Origin of the sequence: Agrobacterium sp. MS2, assembly GCF_003261015.1 — a bacterium.
Taxonomy (GTDB): Bacteria; Pseudomonadota; Alphaproteobacteria; order Rhizobiales; family Rhizobiaceae; genus Agrobacterium; species Agrobacterium pusense.
Map to the genome: position 1 here is coordinate 75,691 of NZ_QLNF01000007.1, position 19,772 is coordinate 95,462.

General features: G+C 60.6%; 21 protein-coding genes and 1 tRNA gene. 13 read left to right on the forward strand and 9 right to left on the reverse strand.

Going from position 1 to position 19,772, the window contains the following annotated elements; genetic code table 11:
* Positions 1-80 precede the first annotated feature (80 nt).
* From DOU54_RS01985 to DOU54_RS02000, 4 genes are all read left to right on the forward strand, one after another.
* Complete coding sequence (locus DOU54_RS01985) at positions 81-707, forward strand: ribonuclease D (protein WP_006698074.1); 627 nt, start codon at positions 81-83, stop codon at positions 705-707.
* A gap of 82 nt (positions 708-789) precedes the next feature.
* Positions 790-2,019 carry a hypothetical protein gene (locus DOU54_RS01990; RefSeq protein ID WP_113730367.1) on the forward strand — a complete coding sequence of 410 codons (1,230 nt, stop codon included), beginning with the start codon at positions 790-792 and terminating at the stop codon, positions 2,017-2,019.
* 48 nt (positions 2,020-2,067) lie between these two features.
* Positions 2,068-2,376, forward strand: coding sequence for a hypothetical protein (locus DOU54_RS01995; protein ID WP_004437838.1), 309 nt, complete (start codon positions 2,068-2,070; stop codon positions 2,374-2,376).
* A gap of 264 nt (positions 2,377-2,640) precedes the next feature.
* Positions 2,641-4,185, forward strand: a complete 1,545-nt coding sequence (locus tag DOU54_RS02000) for a hypothetical protein (protein ID WP_113730369.1) — start codon at positions 2,641-2,643, stop codon at positions 4,183-4,185.
* Between the two features lie 85 nt (positions 4,186-4,270).
* Here the strand turns inward: DOU54_RS02000 and rpsA are convergent, their stop codons facing one another.
* Both rpsA and cmk read right to left on the reverse strand, forming a co-directional pair.
* The gene (rpsA, locus tag DOU54_RS02005; protein ID WP_004437832.1) at positions 4,271-5,971 is read right to left on the reverse strand and encodes a 30S ribosomal protein S1; all 1,701 of its coding nucleotides are present in this window, start codon (positions 5,969-5,971) and stop codon (positions 4,271-4,273) included.
* A gap of 170 nt (positions 5,972-6,141) precedes the next feature.
* Entirely contained in the window at positions 6,142-6,774 is a 633-nt protein-coding gene (cmk, locus tag DOU54_RS02010) for a (d)CMP kinase (RefSeq protein ID WP_004437829.1), read from the reverse strand.
* Between the two features lie 226 nt (positions 6,775-7,000).
* On the opposite strand from cmk, the gene DOU54_RS02015 reads away from it, so the two are divergent.
* Positions 7,001-7,387: a TIGR02300 family protein gene (locus DOU54_RS02015; RefSeq protein WP_004437826.1), complete on the forward strand. Its 387-nt coding sequence runs from the start codon at positions 7,001-7,003 to the stop codon at positions 7,385-7,387.
* 152 nt (positions 7,388-7,539) lie between these two features.
* Positions 7,540-7,615: transfer RNA gene (locus tag DOU54_RS02020), tRNA-Ala, on the forward strand.
* Between the two features lie 75 nt (positions 7,616-7,690).
* On the opposite strand, the gene DOU54_RS02025 is transcribed toward DOU54_RS02020, so the two are convergent.
* Together DOU54_RS02025 and DOU54_RS02030 are read right to left on the reverse strand one after the other, a co-directional pair.
* Positions 7,691-8,191: a hypothetical protein gene (locus DOU54_RS02025; protein WP_004437825.1), complete on the reverse strand. Its 501-nt coding sequence runs from the start codon at positions 8,189-8,191 to the stop codon at positions 7,691-7,693.
* Between the two features lie 75 nt (positions 8,192-8,266).
* Complete coding sequence (locus DOU54_RS02030) at positions 8,267-8,641, reverse strand: PAS domain-containing protein (protein WP_006698082.1); 375 nt, start codon at positions 8,639-8,641, stop codon at positions 8,267-8,269.
* Positions 8,642-8,848: 207 nt separating this feature from the next.
* Between DOU54_RS02030 and DOU54_RS02035 the strand changes: the two genes are divergently transcribed.
* The 7 genes from DOU54_RS02035 to DOU54_RS02065 all read left to right on the forward strand — a co-directional run bounded on the left by DOU54_RS02035 (position 8,849) and on the right by DOU54_RS02065 (position 14,247).
* Entirely contained in the window at positions 8,849-9,751 is a 903-nt protein-coding gene (locus DOU54_RS02035) for an NUDIX hydrolase (RefSeq protein WP_113730544.1), read from the forward strand.
* Positions 9,752-9,820: 69 nt separating this feature from the next.
* Positions 9,821-10,792, forward strand: coding sequence for a quinolinate synthase NadA (gene nadA, locus DOU54_RS02040; protein ID WP_193603284.1), 972 nt, complete (start codon positions 9,821-9,823; stop codon positions 10,790-10,792).
* Positions 10,789-12,354 (forward strand): L-aspartate oxidase, encoded by a 1,566-nt coding sequence (locus DOU54_RS02045; protein WP_113730373.1) that lies wholly within the window; start codon positions 10,789-10,791, stop codon positions 12,352-12,354. Before nadA ends, DOU54_RS02045 begins: the two co-directional genes overlap by 4 nt.
* Before the next feature lies 1 nt (position 12,355).
* Complete coding sequence (nadC, locus tag DOU54_RS02050; RefSeq protein WP_113730375.1) at positions 12,356-13,213, forward strand: carboxylating nicotinate-nucleotide diphosphorylase; 858 nt, start codon at positions 12,356-12,358, stop codon at positions 13,211-13,213.
* A gap of 135 nt (positions 13,214-13,348) precedes the next feature.
* Positions 13,349-13,600, forward strand: a complete 252-nt coding sequence (locus DOU54_RS02055; RefSeq protein WP_004437812.1) for a GlsB/YeaQ/YmgE family stress response membrane protein — start codon at positions 13,349-13,351, stop codon at positions 13,598-13,600.
* A 12-nt stretch (positions 13,601-13,612) separates the two neighbouring features.
* Positions 13,613-14,038, forward strand: a complete 426-nt coding sequence (locus DOU54_RS02060; protein ID WP_113730377.1) for a DUF3597 domain-containing protein — start codon at positions 13,613-13,615, stop codon at positions 14,036-14,038.
* 20 nt (positions 14,039-14,058) lie between these two features.
* The gene (locus DOU54_RS02065) at positions 14,059-14,247 is read left to right on the forward strand and encodes a hypothetical protein (protein ID WP_004437805.1); all 189 of its coding nucleotides are present in this window, start codon (positions 14,059-14,061) and stop codon (positions 14,245-14,247) included.
* A gap of 85 nt (positions 14,248-14,332) precedes the next feature.
* On the opposite strand, the gene cydX is transcribed toward DOU54_RS02065, so the two are convergent.
* From cydX to DOU54_RS27805, 5 genes are all read right to left on the reverse strand, one after another.
* Entirely contained in the window at positions 14,333-14,455 is a 123-nt protein-coding gene (gene cydX, locus DOU54_RS02070) for a cytochrome bd-I oxidase subunit CydX (RefSeq protein ID WP_006698088.1), read from the reverse strand.
* Positions 14,456-14,477: 22 nt separating this feature from the next.
* Positions 14,478-15,635, reverse strand: coding sequence for a cytochrome d ubiquinol oxidase subunit II (cydB, locus tag DOU54_RS02075; RefSeq protein WP_004437800.1), 1,158 nt, complete (start codon positions 15,633-15,635; stop codon positions 14,478-14,480).
* A gap of 6 nt (positions 15,636-15,641) precedes the next feature.
* Positions 15,642-17,219 carry a cytochrome ubiquinol oxidase subunit I gene (locus DOU54_RS02080; RefSeq protein ID WP_006698090.1) on the reverse strand — a complete coding sequence of 526 codons (1,578 nt, stop codon included), beginning with the start codon at positions 17,217-17,219 and terminating at the stop codon, positions 15,642-15,644.
* A 68-nt stretch (positions 17,220-17,287) separates the two neighbouring features.
* Positions 17,288-18,973, reverse strand: a complete 1,686-nt coding sequence (locus DOU54_RS02085; RefSeq protein WP_113730379.1) for an amino acid ABC transporter ATP-binding/permease protein — start codon at positions 18,971-18,973, stop codon at positions 17,288-17,290.
* The coding region (locus tag DOU54_RS27805) for an ATP-binding cassette domain-containing protein (RefSeq protein ID WP_286079844.1) at positions 18,970-19,772 on the reverse strand (803 nt) is incomplete at its 5' end. The genes DOU54_RS02085 and DOU54_RS27805, both read right to left, overlap by 4 nt.

The following is a 19,772-nucleotide window of genomic DNA, read 5'->3' on the forward strand; positions in this document are numbered from 1 at the left end:
GACCGACCGATAAAACGGTATCGTCCCGCTAGTCTTTCCGTTATAGCCGGAGCAGTAGACAGGAATTTCTGGAGCAGGACATGGCAGCACCCATCCGTTATCACGAAGGCGATATTTCCGCCGAAGATGCCGCGCGCTATACCGGCGCCATCGCCATCGATACGGAAACGCTGGGGCTGGTGCCGCGTCGCGACCGCCTCTGCGTCGTCCAGCTTTCGCCGGGCGACGGCACGGCAGACATCATCCGCATCGCCGCTGGGCAGAAAGAAGCGCCGAACCTCGTGCGCATGCTTGCCGATCCCGCCCACCAGAAGATCTTTCACTATGGCCGTTTCGATATCGCCGTGCTTTTTCATACGTTCGGTGTGACGACCACGCCGGTCTTCTGCACCAAGATCGCTTCACGGCTGACCCGCACCTATACGGACCGGCACGGGCTGAAGGACAACCTCAAGGAAATGCTGGAGGTCGATATTTCCAAGGCGCAGCAATCTTCGGACTGGGCAGCGCAAACGCTTTCCCCGGCGCAGCTCGAATATGCCGCTTCCGACGTTCTTTATCTGCATGCGCTGCGCGACAAGCTGACGGCGCGTCTCATCCGCGACGGCCGCCTTGATCATGCCGATGCCTGTTTCGCGTTTTTACCGACCCGTGCGAAGCTAGACCTGCTCGGCTGGGACGAAACCGACATTTTCGCCCATAGCTGAGCGTTTTCGCCTTCGTTTAAACACTGATTTACCAGACTTGCCTATTCTCGGCCGTAACTTTGGGCGGCCGGGGACTTTCCAGATGATTACTCCGCTACAACAGACGGCGGGCATTGCAGTGAGCGACCTCATGCGCTCGATGGTCGAATCCATCGAGGAACGCCAGCGCGAGGAGCAGGAAAAGGCCAACGGCACCAAGAAGGATGATGCGGTCAGAACGAACCCGCAGCCGGATGAAAGCCAGCGCGTCGCCAATGAGAAGATAAGCGCTTATCTCTTCGGTGCCATGAAGCCGGACCCGGATGCCTTCGCCTCGCTTGTTTCCCGCTTTTCCGCCGCCCTCGGCATCACGCAGGACGTGGATGAATCCAATTTTTCCTTCGCACAAAGGCTTCAGGATGCGCTGACCCTGACCCAGGGTTTCGAAAAAACCGATGCGCAGGGAAAAGCCACCACAATTTCCCTCGCCTCCTTCGGTGTTTCGCAGTTGCAGGTCGTCGATGTACTGAACAACGGCGTCAACGCCAAAACCGATCCCATGGCGGCCCTTGCCGCCCGCATCGCCGAGCGTGCCGGCCTCACCGGAACGGAGGAGGATTTTGGCGCGCAGATGTCGGAGGCCATCATGGCCGCGCGGGCGACCTTGCCCATGAACGTCAGTGAACTGGAGGAATCGACCGGTCTCGAGGAGCTCGGCATCTCAGCCAGCGCGATGATCGCCGCCATCGCCAATCCTTACGGAGATCAGGCGCGAGCGGTAAAAGATGCGCTCAATGACAAGGCACAAGGCACTCTCTTCATGACGAGGGAGACCCTGAAGGTCATCCAGCGTCTGGAAGACGTGGCAGATCCGAAGTCTAAGGAAGAATTGCAGGCCGAACGTGGCGAAAAGCGCATTGGCGAAATCAACGATGCGGAAGTGGCAGCCGAACGGGAAGAAGATATCCAGACCCGTGACGCACAGGGCAAGCTTGAGGACGTGCAGGAACTTCAGGACGTCGTGAAGGAGCACATTGACGCCTCCGCCGATGAGAAGGCGGATGGCGCAGCCGGCCAGGGCCCCGCCGACATTTCATCGGAAATCGCCCTGATTTCCGTGCTCGCGGCAACGCCGGCGGAAGAGGCCCCACCTGCTGAAGGCGATAACGAGCCTGAGGGAGCGGATGCGGCCACCACGCCGGCCGATGCGGAAAACGAGGCAGAAAAGCTGCTTGATGCACAGGCCGCTGTCGAAGCTGCCGGAACCGACATCTTGCCGATTTCGGTCGATGAAAACGGCCTTTATGCATTGCTGAAGAAAAAGGCGGCATGATTGCCGTCTGGAACTGTCACGTGAGCGAAACATGATGTGAGTTCAGACATGGTCGATATCTCAGGCGTGTCAGGCGGCGCCATTCACGATGCCGAACCGAACGCGGCCCAGGCCCTTCTTTCCATGGCGGCTCCGCCCCTCGCGCCGGAGGATGCCACCATCATTCCACTGGCTGGCGAAGAAGCGACTATCGCGCCCGCAGAAATCCAGCCGGAGCGAAGCTTTCCGAAAGCGAGCTGGCTGGATGCCATGCCGCCGGAGGCGCTGGAAGTCACGGTGAGCGAACCCGATCGTATCTCCTCCGTCAACTCGGACGACAACGGGCTTTATCGCATGTTCATAGGCGTTTCGCCCTGAGCCGGTCCGGCCGTGCGCAATCACTTGGTTAGCCAAATCTTAATATCTGCAGGCGAGGATTCGGCTTGATGATTCTGTGTGCGCTGAAAAGAGCGGCCTTCGAGCCTATGGTGCACATGGCGCTCCCGCATGAGCGGGCGAGATGACACCTGTATGCCAGCGGCGTGGCGATTTTCAACATTCGAGGCAGATGCGGATCACAGAGCCAATGGGGATTGGCGCTTTCGCAGCCGGCGCCGGCCACCGATAGAAACGGAGCGCAGCATGTTACCGCCTGTATCCAAAGTTTCCGCAGCCGATGCCACCTATGGAGCCTCGCTCGCGTCGGCACAGCGCGCGCAGCCGAAAGGCGTCGTGCAGCCGCAGCCAAGCGCTGCCTTTCCCGAACAGAGCGCCAGCCTTTTTTCACGGGCTGCAGTGGCCTCCCTCGCCGGCGAGTTCCAGCTGGCCCGGAGCACCGCAGTCTTGGCGGAAACACTCGGCAAGCTGATGAACCTGCCGCGACGGGACGGCGAAGCCGTCGAAACCTATGTCGGGCGTCTGACGGAAGCCTTGCGCGCCCTGCCGCCCGCGCAGCGTCTTGCGCTGGAACAGCAGATTGGCAAAGCACTGCAGGGTCTCAGCCTTTCGATGCTCGCGGAAATCCTGAAACAGCCGACGGGACCGGATGCGGCGCGGCTTGCGCTGCTGATCGAGCTTTCGCGTTACAGGGGGGCCGATCTGGCTGCAAGGGCGGTGGTCTCCTCCTATCAGCAGAATAATTCCGCCAGTCCGGTGCCCGCCCAGCCCAGGCAGCAGCCGACCGCCGCGAGCCCCAATGCGGAGTTCCGTTCCAATCCGCCCGCGGCAGCGCAATTGCCGGGCTCCACGACAACCGGCCGTCTGTTGCCGCTGCTTACTGGCCCACTCGCTCTCAGCGGTGCGGCAATGAAGGCAACGGTCACGGCGCTGACCGCGCAACCGGAAGGAGCCGTCCGGCATTCCGCCGCGCCCGCAAATGCGCCTGACCTGCCAGACCAGTCGGCAAAACCGGAAGCCAGGACGGAAAACACGACGCGTCCGCTTCCGCCCCAGACGGGCAGCATGACAAAAGAAGCGCCGGTAGAGACCCGTCCAGGCAATTCGCCTCGCGCGCAAACCGGCGAAACACGCCCTGCCCTTCCGCCTCGGGAGATGATGAAGACCGAGCAGAAAGACGTCCGCACCGCCTCACCGTCAATCTTCGGCCCGCCTGCAACTGATGCAGAGAACGTGGCCAGTCTTGTGCTGGCCGCCACGGCCGACAAACTGCCGGCGAGAGCAAGCACGACGCAGCAGCCCCCCGCCATGCCGCAGGGCATCGAGCCGCCATCGCCGGAGGATCAGCCAACCGAAAAGTCGGGGCTGATGACGTCCGCTGCCCACCCAACAGGGGAAGAAGCGGAAACAGTGGCTCACCGGCCTGAAGCTCCCTACTCTTCGCGACTCCCGCTGGACCCGGAAGCGAGAATGGCGATGATGGAGCAATCCGCTTCGCAATCGCTGATCGCCGCCGCTTTGGCAAAAGACGGTACGCCGCTGCCGCTCGTCGCTTATCCCCCTGCCGATGATGATTACGAATCAGAAGCGCCACCCCGGGGCGGCGGGCCTTTTTCCGACGATGAGGCGGAAAGCGAAAGCGGAGCGGAGTCTGAAAATTCCGGCGATGACGACGGCCTGGAAGAGCGCGTTGCCGCCAATGACGGGATCGACACGCAGGAACGTCCGACGGCGACGGCCGCCGACGACAGTGCGGAGAATTATTACCTCAAGATGAGCGGCGTCCTCTGAACGCCACATTGCCTGCCGGCCGATCGCCCAAGAAAAAACCCGCCGGAAAATTCCGGCGGGTTCTTCATTTCAACGATCTAGACGATTATTCGCCGCGGTTCTTCAGAGCCGCGCCGAGGATGTCGCCGAGCGAAGCGCCCGAGTCGGACGAACCGAACTGTGCGACGGCTTCCTTTTCTTCAGCGATTTCCAGAGCCTTGATCGAAAGCATGACCTTGCGGTCCTTCTTCGAGAAGTTGACGACGCGGGCGTCGACAACCTGGCCAACGGAGAAGCGCTCAGGGCGCTGCTCGTCACGGTCACGGGAAAGATCAGCGCGACGGATGAACGAGGTGAGGTCTTCGTGGTTGACGAGCTTCACTTCGATACCGCCATCGTTGACCGCGGTGACTTCAGCGGAAACGACTGCATTCTTGCGCAGGTCGCCGGAAGAAGCGGCTTCGCCGACAGCGTCCTTGCCGAGCTGCTTGATGCCGAGCGAGATGCGTTCCTTCTCAACGTCAACGTCGAGAACGACAGCCTTAACGACGTCACCCTTGTTGTACTCTTCGATGACCTGCTCGCCCGGACGGTTCCAGTCGAGGTCCGACAGGTGAACCATGCCGTCGACATCGCCTTCGAGGCCAATGAACAGGCCGAATTCGGTCTTGTTCTTGACTTCGCCTTCGACTTCCGTGCCAGCCGGATGGCTGTAAGCGAATGCCTGCCACGGGTTTTCAAGCGTCTGCTTGAGACCGAGCGAGATACGGCGCTTCGACGGATCTACTTCGAGAACGACAACGTCAACTTCCTGGCTCGTGGACAGGATCTTGCCGGGGTGTACGTTCTTCTTGGTCCAGGACATTTCGGAAATGTGGATCAGGCCTTCGATGCCCGGCTCCAGCTCAACGAATGCACCGTAGTCGGTGATGTTCGTGACCGTACCCGAGATCTTCTTGCCAACCGGGTACTTGGCGGAGATGCCATCCCACGGATCCGACTCGAGCTGCTTCATGCCGAGCGAGATACGGTGGGTTTCCTGGTTGATGCGGATGATCTGAACCTTGACCTGCTGGCCAATGTTGAGGATTTCCGAAGGATGGTTGACGCGGCGCCATGCCATGTCGGTGACGTGCAGCAGACCGTCGATGCCGCCGAGGTCAACGAACGCACCGTAATCGGTGATGTTCTTGACGACGCCGTCAACAACCTGGCCTTCTTCGAGGTTCTGAACGATTTCAGAACGCTGCTCGGCACGCGACTCTTCGAGAACCGTACGACGCGAAACAACGATGTTGCCGCGACGCTTGTCCATCTTGAGGATTTCGAAGGGCTGCGGGTTGTGCATCAGCGGGGTAACGTCGCGGATCGGACGAATGTCGACCTGCGAACGCGGCAGGAACGCAACAGCGCCATCCAGATCGACGGTGAAACCACCCTTGACCTGGTTGAAGATGACGCCTTCGACGCGCTCACCAGCTTCGAACTTGGCTTCGAGCTTGACCCAGCTTTCTTCGCGGCGAGCCTTCTCGCGCGACAGAACGGCTTCGCCGAGAGCGTTTTCAATGCGCTCGACGTAAACTTCGACTTCGTCGCCGACCTTCAGCGTGCCGTCCTTGGACTTCGCGCCGAATTCCTTCAACGGTACGCGGCCTTCAACCTTGAGGCCGACGTCGACGATGGCAACGTCCTTCTCGATTGCCGTTACGATACCCTTGGCAACATAGCCTTCGGCAAGATCGTTGGAGGCAAAGGATTCTTCGAGAAGCGCTGCGAAATCTTCGCGCGTGGGGGTAGATACTGACATGAAATCTCCTGATTGCATCCGCGCAATGGCGAATACAAAAGCGCCGGTGGGCTAGTGTTGTTGATACCCGACCCCATGCCCGCCTTTTCAAAAGGCTTTCCGGCGCAAGGACATGTCTTCGGGCAATTCCTGACTAAACGCAGACGGCAGGAAGCCGTTCCGCGAAAAACCTATCTCTTCAGAGCGGCGTCGATGATCGTGCGCGCGGCCTGAAACGCCGCCTCTATACTCATTTCCGACGTATCTAGCAAGTGTGCGTCTTCCGCCGGCTTCAGCGGACTGTCGGCGCGGCCCATGTCGCGCTCGTCGCGTTTTTTCACCTCGGCGAAAATGGCATCATAATCCGCGGTGCCGCCATTGGCCAGAATCTCATCGTAGCGCCGGCGCGCCCGCACGTCGGCAGAGGCGGTGACATATAGCTTCACTGGCGCATCCGGGCATACTACCGTGCCGATATCGCGGCCATCGAGAACCGTACCCGGCTCCCTCAAGGCAAAACGCTGCTGCGCCATCACGAGCGCGCGCCTCACCGGTGTCATCACCGCAATCCTCGACGCGGCTTCGCCAATATCGTGCCGGGACAGGACGGAGCGGTCGAGCCCCGCAAGATCGACCTCCAGGGCGACCTTCTCCGCCACGGCCTCGTCATCCAGCGGCAGGCCCGCGTCCAGAAGCGCCTTCGCTGTCGCCCTGTAGGTCAGCCCGGTATCGAGATGATGAAAACCGTAGGCTTCCGCGATCTTTCGCGACAGGGTTCCCTTGCCCGCTGCAGCCGGCCCGTCTATGGCGATCGTGAAGGTCATTAAGCTTTCCGCCTGTGCATCTGTTATTCATATAATAGAGTGCTACACGCCTTACGATTTATATCAGCATTCCCGCACAGGGGTTGCGCCAAGGCAGGAGGCACCCGAAGTTTGTCTTTGACACGAAAGAGCGCAACGATTAAGGGGACCGGCTATAAATTTTACCGTCTATGCCGGTTTTACGGCGTACACACCGAAACTCATTCGACAATTTGAGGCTTAGACAGTGGCAAAAGCGGAACTTGGTACCAAGCGCACAGACCCCGATACCGGCAAGAAGTTCTACGATCTGAACCGCGATCCGGTCGTTTCTCCTTACACCGGCAAGTCCTGGCCGCTCTCCTTCTTCGAGGAAAGCACAGCTCAGGCAAAGCTCGAGCAGGCTGAAGAAGAGGATGTAGCGGAAGTCGATACCGAAAACACGGAAGTCGAACTCGTGTCGCTGGAAGATGCCGACGGCGACAACAGCGGCGACGATATCCCTGATCTCGGTGACGACGATGACGTTGAAATCGACGACGACGACGACACCTTCCTGGAAACCGACGACGAAGATGACGACGACGACATGTCCGGTATCATCGGCGTATCGGGCGACGACGAAGAAGCTTGATTTTATTCGATAATTCGGCCCGACGACAAAAAAATGACGCCGGGCCGTTTTTTATGCTTGCACTCGTCGGAAAGCCGCAGTAGTAAGCCGCCACCGAACGGAACAACAACCGCTTCGGTTCCCGGAACCGGAAGAAATGCCGGAACCCTTATGGGGCTATAGCTCAGCTGGGAGAGCGCTTGCATGGCATGCAAGAGGTCAGCGGTTCGATCCCGCTTAGCTCCACCAAATTTCCCAAGACAAAATTCATCACGTCAGTAAAATCTGAATTGTGCGACCTTCAGTCCCACCTCACGCGGCCATCTATCGCAATAACGCCCGCACATCCTGTCCGTTGATACGGCATTCCAGAGAACGGAGCGCACCGCTCTCCTCCACCACGCGACATTCAATATATCTGCCGCGCAAACGGTTCTCCAGCGCTTTGAAGGCATTGAGGCCGCAGGCATAACGGCGGCCGTCCGGGGTGGTGCAGACACGGTTTCTCTCCACCTCCTCCACGCCTGCGAGGCGGAACTCCTCGTTTTTGAAGGTGAAGCGGCTGCTGGAGATGACGCGAAGGCGCTGGTCGGCATGCATCTTCAGCGGGAAGGGATCCGGCGGGGTCGGAACGCGCTCGTATTCCTGCCGGGTGGGGTCAACCCGTACGGGCGAGGTGGTCCACAGCTGTTCGGTGTTGGCCGCAAGTCCTGCCGGGGCGGAGGCAGTCTCGCCATTGACGAGCGAGGCAATCCGCATGCCGGCTATGGCAACGCCTATGACCAGGGCAATCTGAAACAGCAAAATTGCGACCTGCCGGACCATGTCACCGCAACATTAAAAACAATGAACAAAATAAAATCGGCCTGACGTTCCCTTGCGAGAGGCCACGGCCGCCCATCACATCAATAGAAGCTTGCCTGCGCTGATATCCCTGACCGTGCCCATGGCCATAATCGGAAGCCGATCGCTGTCGAGGATCACCCGTCCTGTTGTCCGCAGCCAGCGAAAACCACCAGAGGTGAGCTGGATACGATATTCCTGATCGTAAAACACGCCGTTCGTCAGCGAATTATAGACCGCTTCAGCCACACGCGCCCGGGAGCCGCTTTCGATTTGCGCAATGAAATCCTCTACCGGGATACCGCGGGCGGCCTTTTCCGGACGAACCTCCCGCAGGCGCGCGGCCACGGCATCCAGATAAACCAGATTTTGCCCGATATTCCAGGTGTAGTAACCCACAAGTGTCTCTTCGAGAGATATGTTCTTCAACATCGGCCTTCAACAGTCTGAGATGCTTGTGGCGGGTCTCTACCATAATGGACGATAAACGGCTAACCACAAGAATTCATTCTTTTGTCTGATATAGTATCTTTTTTGGCCGGTCGCTTATCGACAGGCCATTTCGGCCGCCATGTTGGCGAAGCGATCTTCCTGTGCCAAAGAAGGTGGACCTTGCCGCCACAGATCACAGGAGCCGCCGTGACCATCGGGCTTGCCCATGCCGAACTCATTGCCGTCGTCACCGCCATTACCGGAGATGAACCGCGCGTGATGACCGTTCGGGCGGGGGCGGCGCTTCCTTCGGGACCCTTCGAATTCGGTCACAGGACGCTTCAAAGCGGCTTGCGGGAATGGATTCACGAGCAGACGCATCATCCCGTCGGTTATCTCGAGCAGCTCTACACCTTCGCCGACCGCGACCGAAACAACGATATTCCGGGCGGCAGAACCATCTCCATCGGCTATCTGGGACTTGTCCGCGAACAGGAGGCGATGGACGGCAAACGTCCTTTCTGGCACGGGTGGTACGATTACTTCCCGTGGGAAGACCATCGCCAAGGATGCCCCGCGGTTCTCGCCAGCATCATCGAGAAGCTGCGGGCATGGGCGGATTCCGACCCATCTTGTAAAAACCAGCGCCACTTGCGGGCCGATTTTACCTTCGGCCTCGACGGCGGCGGCTGGAACGAGGAACTCACCCTTCAGCGCTATGAGCTGCTGTATGAGGCGGGGCTGGTTGAGGAAGCGCAGGCCGAACCCCGGATCAATTTCGGAAGGCCGATGTTCGCCGATCACCGCCGCATCCTCGCCACCGGAATTGCCCGGTTGAGGGCCAAAATCAAATACCGGCCGGTGGTATTCGAACTGATGGCCGATACCTTCACGCTGCTGCAATTGCAGCGCGCCGTCGAGGCGTTGGCCGGGCTGATGCTGCACAAGCAGAATTTTCGCCGGCTGATCGAACAGCAGCAACTGGTGGAAGAAACCGGCGACATGGCCACCGAAACCGGCGGACGACCGGCAAAGCTTTTCCGCTTCCGCCAGACCGTCCTCGATGAACGCGCCCTTTCCGGAACGAAACTGCCGCTCTCCCGCAATTGACATATGCTCATAATGAGAATATCTCTTTGTTCTAGATATACTCAAAACGAGCATAAATGGGAAAGCATCGTGAACGAGCAGATTTCCGCCGCAAGCCTTTACGACCGTGTCGCCCGCGTCATTCCCAAGGCCGAATGGATGGGTTTCCAGGACGATGTGGAGGCGATCCTTGAGTTGAAGCGCAAGCGTAATGCCGTCATCCTCGCCCATAATTACCAGACACCTGAAATATTCCATGGTGTCGCCGATATCGTCGGCGACAGCCTTGCCCTTGCCCGCAAGGCGATGGAGGTGGAGGCGGATGTCATCGTTCTCGCCGGCGTGCATTTCATGGCCGAGACGGCGAAGCTGCTCAATCCGGGAAAGACCGTGCTCATTCCTGATATGGCTGCCGGCTGTTCGCTTGCCGATTCCATCACGCCGGAGGATATCGCCCTCCTGCGAAAGGCCTATCCCGGCGTGCCTGTTGTGACCTATGTGAACACGTCCGCCGCAGTGAAGGCGGCGTCCGATATCTGCTGCACGTCGGGTAATGCCCGCCAGGTGGTGGAATCGCTCGGCGTGCCGCGCGTCTTGATGCTGCCGGATGAATATCTGGCGAAGAACGTGGCCATGGAAACCAATGTCGAACTGATCGCCTGGCGCGGCCATTGCGAAGTGCACGAGCTTTTCACCGCCGATGACATCAGGGAGCTGCGGGAAAGCCATCCCGGCGTGATCGTACTGGCGCATCCCGAATGTCCGCCTGAGGTTGTTGAGGCCGCGGATTTTTCCGGCTCTACCGCCATCATGTCCGACTATGTCGGTCGTGAGCGCCCCGCCCGCGTGGTGCTTCTGACGGAGTGCTCGATGAGCGACAATGTCGCCGTGCATCACCCGGACGTCGAATTTATCCGGCCGTGCAATCTCTGCCCGCACATGAAACGCATCACGCTCGGCAATATCCGCACAGCCCTTGAGGAAAACCGCCACGAAGTGACTGTCGATCCGGCCATCGCCGCCGCCGCCCGTCGCGCGGTGGAAAGGATGCTGGAAGTATGAGCGAGCGCTTGCCGCAGCAGGACTGGACGGCCATCGTCGGCAGCGGCATTGCCGGCCTGATGGCGGCGCTGACACTTGCGCCGCAGCCCGTGCTCCTTCTGACACGTGGTGCGCTTGGCGGCGAAACGTCGAGCGCCTGGGCGCAGGGCGGCATTGCCGCAAGCCTCGGTCCCGATGACAGCGTCGCGCTGCATCTTGCCGATACGCTCGCCGCTGGAGACGGTCTCTGCGATGCGGAAATGGCCGCCGATATCGTTTCCGCCGCCCCTGCTGTCATCGAGGCGCTGGAGCAGGCCGGGGTGCGCTTCGACCGGGACGCCGATGGCAGGCCCATCTTCGGGCTGGAGGCCGCCCACAGCCGAAGGCGCATCCTGCACGCCGAGGGCGACGGTTCGGGCGCGGCCATCGTCAGGGCTCTCGCCGCCGCCGTTCTGCGCACACCGTCGATCACGGTTCTTGAAGGCACCGAAGTGCGCCGGCTGCTGACACAGGACGGCGCGATTGCTGGCCTCGCCTGCGCCGGACCGAAAGGCGGCTTCGTTCTGCCGGCAACGCGGGTGGTTCTCGCCACCGGCGGCCTCGGCGGCCTCTACGAGGCCACGACCAATCCTTCCGGCAATTTCGGACAGGGCATCATGCTGGCCGCCCACGCTGGCGCAATTCTTGCCGACATGGAATTCGTACAGTTCCATCCGACGGCGCTTTCTTCAGCGCGGCGGCCGCTGGCGCTGGTCAGCGAGGCGGTGCGGGGCGAAGGCGCACTTCTCCTCAACGAAAGCGGTGAAAGGTTCATGGCCCCTGTTCCCGGCGCGGAACTCGCCTCCCGCGACGTCGTCGCACGCGCGATAGATCGTGAAATCCTGCGCGGCGGCAGGGTGTTTCTTGACGCCCGCAAGGCCCTTGGCTCCAGCTTTTCCGCCCGGTTTCCTGCAATCGACCTGCTCTGCCGGGAGGCTGGAATAGATCCGGCCCGTGAACTGGTCCCCGTCCGCCCTGCCGTACACTATCATATGGGCGGCATTGCCACGGACGGCAGAGGGCGAAGTTCGGTGCCGGGCCTGTGGGTCGCCGGCGAGGCCGCCTGCACGGGGCTTCACGGCGCCAACCGGCTGGCCAGCAATTCCCTGCTGGAAGCTGCCGCAATGGGTATGCGTGCGGCACAGGATATCGCCACCCAGCCCTCGTTCGCACCGCCGAGTACCACCGCTTCTGCAACCCGCACGGTGGACCATCCTGCCGCCGATCCCGCCACCGTCCGCGCCATCATATCCCGACATCTCGGTATCGTCAGACATGCGACGGGTCTAACCGAGGCGATCCGGGATTTACTGCCGCTCGTGGAGGGAAAGGGCCCGGCATCCGATCCCGCCCTCGTGGGTCTGGCAATCGCCGTTTTTGCCGCCTTGCGGACGGAATCGCGCGGAGCGCATTTCCGCGATGATTTTCCTGGGAAGGATGCGACGGCGACGAGGCGTCGCCTGAGCATGGCAGAGGTGATTGACCTTGCCCATGCCCTTTCCTCGACCAGCCCCTCCTCTTCCAGCTTCGCACGGACCGCCTGACATGACCCTTGCCCCCCTGCCCCGCCTCATCATCGAACCGCTGGTCCGTAACGCCCTTCTGGAAGACCTGGGCCTTGCGGGCGACGTCACTTCTACCGCCGTCATTCCCGCCGATCACCGGTCGGTCGTCGTCATGGCAGCACGCGAAGAGGGTGTCGTCGCCGGGCTTGATGCTGCGGAACTGGCCTTCCAGCTCGTGGACCCCGCCATCACGATAGAGCGGAACGTGCAGGATGGAGCTTCCGTCGCACCGGGCGACACCGTCGCAACGATCAGGGGGCCTTCACGCGGGCTTTTGACGGCGGAGCGTACGGCTTTGAATTTCCTCGGCCACCTGTCGGGCATCGCCTCCGTCACGGCTAAGATCGTCGCGGCCATCGCCGGGACCAATGCTTCGGTCGCCTGCACCCGCAAGACCACACCAGGCCTCCGGGCACTGGAAAAATACGCCGTGCGCGCCGGCGGCGGCATGAACCACCGTTTTGCACTCTATGATGCTATTCTCATCAAGGACAACCACATCGCCGTGGCGGGCAGCGTGCGTGACGCGATCCGCCGTGCAAAAAAGGGTGTCGGCCATCTCGTCAAGATAGAAGTCGAGGTGGATACGCTTTCGCAGTTGCGCGAGGCGATGGATGAAGGTGTCGATGCGGTTCTTCTCGACAATATGACGCCTGAACAGCTGCGCGAAGCGGTGAAAATAGTCGCCGGTCGTGCCATTACCGAAGCGTCCGGGCGCATCACTCCACAGACGGCTGCAGCCATCGCCGCCACGGGCGTCGACCTCATCTCCATCGGCTGGCTGACCCACAGCGCGCCGGTTCTGGATATCGGACTGGATTTCAAGAGCAAAAATTGAAGCCTGCACGCGGCACGGAACAAATTTTCCGCGCCATCGTTATTATCCCGCCTGGGGTCGATTCAAGGCGGGGGGACGTGCGCACAAAGCGGGTCCATATGCCTTTCGACCTCTCTTAGAAAGGAAAGGCCTGTTATGGAAGACGCACAAGTTGGCTGGATTGCAGCAATCATCATTGGCGGCGTAGCTGGTTGGCTCGCAGAACAGTTCATGAAAAGCAATATGGGTGTTTTCATGAACATTATCCTTGGCATCGTCGGTGCCATCGTCGCCAATTTCCTTCTGGGACTGGTGGGCGTTTCGCTCGGCGGCTGGATTGGTTATCTCATTGCCGGTTTCATCGGCGCCTGCATTCTTATTGCCGTCGGGCGTGCATTTCGGCGCTAAGGGGAGGACAGAATGAGCTTTTTCGACAAGATCAAGAACGCGATTTTCGGCAAGGCAGAAGCCGCCCCACAGACTTCGGTTCCGGCCGGCACGCCGACGGGCACTGCCAGCACAACTGCAGCGGCCCCTGCCGCACCGGCTTCACCTGCACCGACAACGGCGGCACCGGCTTCTACCGGCAACGTCGATGTAGCGTCCATCCTGGATGCGGCGGTCAAGAAAAACGGCCAGAAGCTGGACTGGAAGCACTCCATCGTCGACCTTCTCAAGGCCCTCGACCTCGACAGCAGCCTGACCGCCCGAAAGGAACTCGCCAGCGAACTCGGTTACACCGGCGATACCTCGGATTCGGCGACCATGAACATCTGGCTGCACAAGGCCGTCATCAAGAAACTTTCCGAAAACGGCGGCAAGGTTCCGGCCGAACTTCTGGACTGAACCGATAAACGGAGGCCGCCATGGACGACTATTCCAGCTTGAGGGAGCAGATCGGTCGCGATCTCGACACCCTGCAGGGAACGGAGAACCCGAAGTCGATCTTCGAAATCGCCGACGATTACCTTTTGGGAGATCCGGGTCTGAAGCGAACCATCGTCGAAGACATTATCAAGGAAGAAGCGGACAAGCGCGGTATTGCTATCCACTGAAGCAGCGCCTAGCAGGCACCGGCATTAAAAAAGGGGCGGCATCCGGTTTGGATGCCGCCCCTTTCGTGTCGCGCACATCAAGCCGCTATCTATCCAGCTTGGCTTCGGCCTTTTTCGCGTTTTCTTCCATCAACTCATACCACATCGCATTCATGACGGCGAAGATGGCGGCGAGAGGCAGGCCGAGCAGCCAGGCGAAGTACCACATGTTCGATCTCCTTCTTTCTTGATCAATAAGCATGACCGCTGTCATCGCGGATCGCCTTTTCATCCACCTTGCCCCACAGCACCCGATAGACCCACGAAGTGTAAGCGACGATGATCGGGATGAAGATGAGGGCGACGACCAGCATGATGAACAGCGTCATATGGCTGGAAGACGCGTCCCATACCGTCAGGCTCGATTTCGGATCGACCGAAGACGGAAGGATAAAAGGAAACATCGTGAGGCCCACTGTCGAGATGATGCCGAAGATTGCGAGCGAACTGGCAAGCAGCGCCATCACCTCCCGGCGCAGCGTCAACAACAGCAATGCGACGAGCGGAAAAACAAGGCCGAGGGCCGGCGCCAGCATCATCCATGGATGCGCTGCATAATTGGAAAACCAGACCCCGGTTGCAATCTCCACCGTCTTTGACAAGGGATTGGACGGTCCATCGGTCACGACTTCCGAGGTGAAGCGATAACCATCGATACCAAGCCACAGAAGAACGCCGCCAAGCGCGAAGAGAACGGTGGTGGCAAGTGCGGCGACGGAGCCGAAACTGCGGGCGCGGGCCGCCACCGGACCATCCGTTTTCAGTACCAGCCATGCGGCGCCATGCATGACCAGCATGGCGACGGATACAAGCCCGCAGAGAATGGCGTAGGGGTTCAGAAGTTCAAACAGCGTCGTCCCGTCATAGAAAATCCTGAGATCGTCATTGAGGTGAAAGGGAACACCCTGCAGTACGTTGCCGATCGCCACGCCGAAGATAAGCGAAGGAACGAAGCCGCCGATGAAGAGCGCCCAGTCCCAGCCGGTGCGCCATGCGGTGCTCTCGCGCTTGGACCGATATTTGAAACCGACCGGCCGCAGGATCAGTGCAAACAGGGTGGCGAACATGGCCAGATAGAACCCCGAGAATGACACCGCATAAAGCGGCGGCCAGGCCGCGAAGATCGCTCCGCCACCAAGGATGAGCCAGACCTGATTACCCTCCCAGACCGGGCCGATGGAATTGATGACGACACGCCGCTCCACATCCGTTTTCGCCACGAAGGGCAACAGCGCGCCGGTGCCGAGATCGAAACCGCCGGTCACGGCAAAACCGATCAGCACCACGCCAAGCAGCAGCCACCAGATGATGCGGAGGATTTCGTAGTCGATGAGTTGGTGCAATATCATGATCGTTTACTCCGCAGCGACGAGTTTTTCAGGAACGAGCGGCGCTTCCGGCTGATGGTCCGGATCGGGGCCCTTGCGGATCGCTTTCAACATCAGGCCCATCTCGACGATGAAAAGTACCGTGTAGATGGCGATGAAGCACAGGAGCGTGATGAGGACCGTGGACGCGCTGAGACTGGAGACGGCGGCTGCGGTCGGCAACACGCCCTCGATGATCCATGGCTGGCGGCCGAACTCGGCCACGACCCAGCCCATTTCCGCCGCGATCCAGGGCAGCGGAATGGCGAATACCGCCACCTTCAGCAGCAACGGGTAATGATCCAGCCGGCGGCGAGCCGAAAGATAGAAGAAGGTCGCGGTCAGAAGGATGAAGAACATGCCGAGACCAACCATGATGCGGAACGACCAGAAGAGCGTCGGCACATGCGGGATGGTATCCGCCGCCGCCTTGGCGATCTGCTCTTCGCTCGCCTGACGAGGATCGTCCACGTAGCGTTTCAGCAACAGGGCGTAACCGAGCTCATGGCCGAGTTCCGCGAAGGTGCCGCGCACCTCTTCCGGCAATTCGGCGCCCTTGCCGGTGGCGCGAATCTGCATCAGGGCATCATAGGCCTTGATGCCGTCGCGGATGCGGGTTTTGGCCTGCTCCACGAGATCGTTGATACCGGGAATTTCCGTATCGAGCGAGCGTGTGCCGATGAGGCCCATGACCCACGGGATCTTCACGGCAAAATGTGTCTCGCGCGATTCCTGATCCGGAAAGCCGATGGCGGTGAACGGGGCCGGCGCAGGCTCCGTCTCCCACATGGCTTCGATGGAGGCGAGCTTCATCTTCTGGTGTTCGGTCGAAAGATAACCGCTTTCATCACCCAGCACGACGACGGACAGCGCGGACGCCAGGCCGAATGAGGCAGCAACCGTCATCGAGCGTTTGGCAAGATCGACATGGCGGCCTTTCAGCACATACCAGGCGGAAACACCGAGCACGAAGATGGATGCCGTGACATAACCGGCGGAAACCGTGTGAACGAACTTCGCCTGCGCCACCGGGTTGAACAGGACTTCAAAGAAGTCAGTTACTTCCATGCGCATGGTCTGGGGATTGAAGGCGGAGCCCGTGGGGTTCTGCATCCAGCCATTGGCGATCAATATCCAAAGCGCTGAGAAATTGGAGCCGAGCGCCACACACCATGTCGCGACGAGATGGCCGAGCTTCGACAGTTTATCCCAGCCGAAAAAGAACAGACCGACGAAGGTGGCTTCCAGGAAGAAGGCCATCATGCCCTCGATCGCCAACGGCGCACCGAAGATATCGCCGACATAATGACTGTAGTAACTCCAGTTCATACCGAACTGGAATTCCATGACGATGCCCGTGGAGACGCCCAGCACGAAATTGATACCGAACAGGGTGCCCCAGAATTTCGTCATCTGCCGCCAGATTGTGCGGCCGGTCATGACATAGACCGTTTCCATGATGGCGATCACCACCGACAGTCCGATCGTGAGGGGAACGAACAGAAAGTGATAGAGAGCCGTCACCGCAAATTGCAGGCGCGACAGCGCCACTATGTCGAGTTCCATGGTCTTATCCACCTTTTCCGGAAGGCCGGCCTTCCATTTCTAAGACGACGCCGGCTCTCAAAAAAATCTCAGTCCGGGCGCAATGTGTTCAGCACTACGCCGTATTCCGGAGTGCCGCTTTGACATTCATCAAATTGACGCCCCTCTTTCAGCACGACGATGCGGTCTGCGAATTCCGCCTCGCGGCGATTATGGGTGATGACCACGACGGTCCTGCCCTCCGCCGAGGCAAACAGGCGGGCAAGCACGTCGCGGGCGGTCTCGCCGTCCAGCCCTTCCGTCACCTCGTCGAGAAGCCAGAGGGGCTTGTCGGTGAGCAGGAAGCGGGCCAGCGCAAGCCGGCGCGACTGGCCGCCGGAAAGCCCCTGTCCCGCTTCGCCAAGCCTCGCCTCCAGTCGGCCCGGCATGGCCTTGACGTGTTCGGCGAGGCCCGCCGCCGTGAGGACCTCCCACAACTGGCTCTCGGTCGCGGCAGGATTTGCCAGCCGTAGATTGTCGGCGATGCTGTCGCGGAAGAGCTGGCTTCTCTGTGTCATAGGGCTGGACGGCAGCGCGCTGACCGTGCCTGCCGACGGCTGCAATTCGCCCGCCAGCAGCTGGATGAGGCTTGTCTTGCCCGCGCCGCTTGGACCGACGATCGCAAGCCTTTCTCCGGCGCAGATCTCAAGCTCGATACCGGTCAGCACTACGTTGCCTTCACGTTCGAGGCGCACGCCCTGAAGCTCGGCCGCAATGCCGCCAGCCGGCAGGGGCGGACAGTGCAACGCAGCTGCAGGCGCGAGCCGTGGTGCAATGCGGCGTGCGGAAAAAAGCGTTCGTCCCAGTTCCATCGCCCCACGGCGCAGCGCCGTGAACGGCTCCAGCGCCGCCAGACAGACCAGCAGGCCAAGCGCCGCGGCGGGCGCACCGAGCTTTTCCTGCTCCGCCAGCCAGGCCACGCCGAGAAGCGTCGCGCTCAAAAGTACCGCCGTTGCAACGCCGAAGGAAAACCCGGCATTCGTCTCGATGCGGTTCAAAGCTTCATCGCAATCGAGCAGATAATCATCGGCCCGTTTCACCGCCTCGACCTGTGAGGCAAGCCGGCCGGCCACGAGCAGTTCCGCCTGCCCGCCGACAAGATCCGCCGCGCGAGCGCGTAGCGCCTCCAGACCGACCGCCCTGCGGCGCGAGAATTTCTCCGCCCGCAAAGCTGCACGCACCGCAATACCGAGGCCGGAAGCGACAAGAAACAATGCAGCCAGAAGACCGGCAAGCGGATCAATGAAAGCAAGCCCGATGCCGGTTGCGATCGCCGCAAGGACCGCGACGGCCGCGGGAAGCAGCACACGCAGGTAGAGTGAATCCAGCGCATCGATATCCGCTGTCAGCCGGTTCAAAAGGCGCGCCGGCCTTGCCTGGAGATTTTTCGCCGCCTGCGGCGCGGCAAAACCGCGAAACAGCTTTTCCCGAAGTGCCACGAGGATGGAAAGCGTGGCCTCGTGGGTCGTCATGCGCTCACCATACCGCGCGGCGGTGCGGGCCAGCGCAAGAAGGCGAATGGCGGCTGAAGGTGCAAAAACGTCGAAAGCATAAGCTGTCGCCGGAAGCAGGCCGGCAATGGCGGTGGCCGTGATAAACCAGCCGGATATGCCAAGCAGACCGATGCCTGCCAGCACTGTGGTCGCCGCCAGAACCGCACCGGCCAGCAACATGCCGCTCCGTGCCGACCAGAAGAGGGCGATAACGGGTTTCAATATGGCGAAGCGTGACATCATGAGGGATCTCCCGATCTCACCGCCGCCATATCCACGACCCTGTCCATGCGCGCGGCCAGCACCGGATCATGGGTCGCGACGATCAACGTCCTTCCCTTTGCCAGTTGCAGCAGGTTTTCCGTAACGAGTTCGGCCGTCTCGCGGTCGAGATGCGCCGTTGGCTCATCGGCCAGAATGAGCCGTGCGGCGGGCTCGGCGAAGGCACGGGCAATGGCGAGCCGCACCGCTTCACCGCCGGAAATGCCATGGCCGCCATCTCCCACCGGCAGATGCCCGCGGGAAGCCGACAATTGATCGAGGCCGGTGCTTTCAAGCGCCATGTCAACCCTGCACCGCGTGACGCCGACCCGGCCGAAGCGAATGTTCGCCTCCAGCGAGCCGGCTGTGAAAAACGGCTTCTGGCCAATCCACCCGATGGATTTGCGCAGTATGTCCGCCGTCTCATCGTCGAGTACGGTGCCGCCGATTTTTATCGTGCCGCCCTGGGCCTTGGCGAGCCCGGCAATAAGGGAGAGCACCGTGGATTTGCCGCAACCGGAGGGTCCGAGAAGTGCCACTGTTTCACCCGCCCGGACATTGAAATCGAAATTTCGAAGCACGGGCGATGCACCGGGATAGGCGAAGGTCAGGTCATGCAAATCTACGGTTGCCGGCGTCGCAACTGTCACGTCCCGCGCGTCCTTGCCCGTGCCTGCAATAGCCGACCCACCCTTCGCCAGATTGTCGAGCGCGCCGAGCGCAGCCTCGCCGGCCGCCCGGTCGTGCCAGACGGCGGACAATTCCCGCAGAGGCTCGAAAA